General features: G+C 72.5%; 1 protein-coding gene. It reads left to right on the top strand.

The window, feature by feature from the left end; genetic code table 11:
- The first annotated feature begins 388 nt into the window (after positions 1-388).
- Positions 389-1,588 carry an RICIN domain-containing protein gene (locus tag ABZ641_RS36480; protein WP_344622357.1) on the top strand — a complete coding sequence of 400 codons (1,200 nt, stop codon included), beginning with the start codon at positions 389-391 and terminating at the stop codon, positions 1,586-1,588.
- The last annotated feature ends 43 nt before the right edge of the window (positions 1,589-1,631 follow it).

The following is a 1,631-nucleotide window of genomic DNA, read 5'->3' as shown; positions in this document are numbered from 1 at the left end:
GGGCGGCGGGCATCAGCAGGGCGGGCGTGAGCGCGGCGGCGAGTGCGCAGAGGGGAGCGGGACGCCTCGGCGGCCTCCGGGCCGGGGGTGTGAGGGGGCATGCCGCACCTCGGGCGGGTCGCGTGGGGACGGGGGAGCGGCACCCGGCGGAACGGGAGGGCCTCCCGGGAAGACTGGGGGTGTGGAGGTGTCCGCGTCAATGCCATCAACGGCCCAATCTGGGAGCGCTCCCACGAAACTTTCGAAGTCACCCCACATGACCAGCACTGTTGGGAGCGCTCCCGAGAATCTCCCGTTGAACGTCTTCCCGGGCCCGGCCCGGTTCTCCTACCGTCGGGGGAGGCCCGCCGGCAGCCGCCCACCCCACCCCACCGCTCGGAGGACACCCATGACCTCGTTACTCCGCCGCCTGCGAACCGCGATCGGCGCCCTCGCGCTGCTGACCGCCGCGGCCGCGCTGCCGGTCGCCGCCGCACCGCCCGCCGGTGCCGCCACCCGGCTCTGCGACACCTTCGGCTCCGTCCGGATCGCGGGCGGCCGGTACATCGTCCAGAACAACAACTGGGGCGACAGCACCCAGCAGTGCCTGTCCGTCACCGACACCGGCTTCGGCATCTCGTCGGAGAGCCACAACAAGCCCACCAACGGCGCCCCGGCCTCCTACCCGTCGGTCTACGCCGGCTGCCACTACACCAACTGCACCACCGGCAGCGGACTCCCGCTCCAGGTCAGCGCCTTCGGCAACCCGCAGACCAGCGTCGGCTACCGGACGATCGGCAGCGGCGAGTGGGACGCCGCCTACGACATCTGGTTCGACTCCTCGCCGAACCCGTCCGGCCAGAACAACGGCGCCGAGCTGATGATCTGGGGCAACCACCGCGGCGCCCCGCAGCCCGCAGGCCAGAAGGTCGGCACCGCCAACCTCGCCGGCGCCGCCTGGGACGTCTGGGAGGGCCGGCTCATCAACGGCGGCATCGGCTGGAACGTCGTCTCCTACGTCCGCCAGCAGGGCACCGGCTCACTCTCGGTCAACATCAAGGACTTCACCGAGGACTCCGCCAACCGCGGCTACCTCAACCGCGCCTGGTACATGACCAGCGTCCAGTTCGGCTTCGAGCCGTGGGTCGGCGGCACCGGCCTCGCCGTGGACTCCTTCTCCTTCACCGCCAACGGCACCGGAGGCGGCGGGGGCACCGGAAGCACCCTGGTCGGCCAGGGCAGCGGCCGCTGCCTCGACGTCCAGGCCGCCGGGACGGCCGACGGCACGGCCGTCCAGCTCTACGACTGCAACGGCACCGGCGCCCAGGTCTGGCAGCGGGTCGGCAGCACCTTCGTGAACCCCAACTCCGGCAAGTGCCTGGACGTCGCCGGACAGGGCACCGCCAACGGCACCCAGGTCCGGCTGTGGACCTGCCTCGACAACGGCGCCCAGCAGTGGCAGGTCAACGCCAACGGCACCGTCGTGAACCCCAACTCCGGCAAGTGCCTCGACGCGGTCGGCCAGGGCGCCGCCAACGGCACCCGGATCCAGATCTGGGACTGCTACGCCGGCGGGACCCAGCCCAACCAGGTGTGGTCGCTGCGCTGACCGGCGCACCGCGGCCGGTGTCCCGGCGCCGCCCGGCCCGGGG

The sequence above is a fragment of the Kitasatospora sp. NPDC007106 genome (assembly GCF_040634455.1).
Classification (GTDB): Bacteria; Actinomycetota; Actinomycetes; order Streptomycetales; family Streptomycetaceae; genus Kitasatospora; species Kitasatospora arboriphila.
The sequence above is the reverse complement of the archived record's forward strand: the minus strand, read 5'-3'. Positions and strand labels throughout refer to the sequence as shown.

What these genes read in the sequence shown, in the direction of transcription:
- ABZ641_RS36480 (WP_344622357.1), top strand. Translation starts at nt 389, where the DNA reads ATGACCTCGTTACTCCGCCGCCTGCGAACCGCGATCGGCGCCCTCGCG.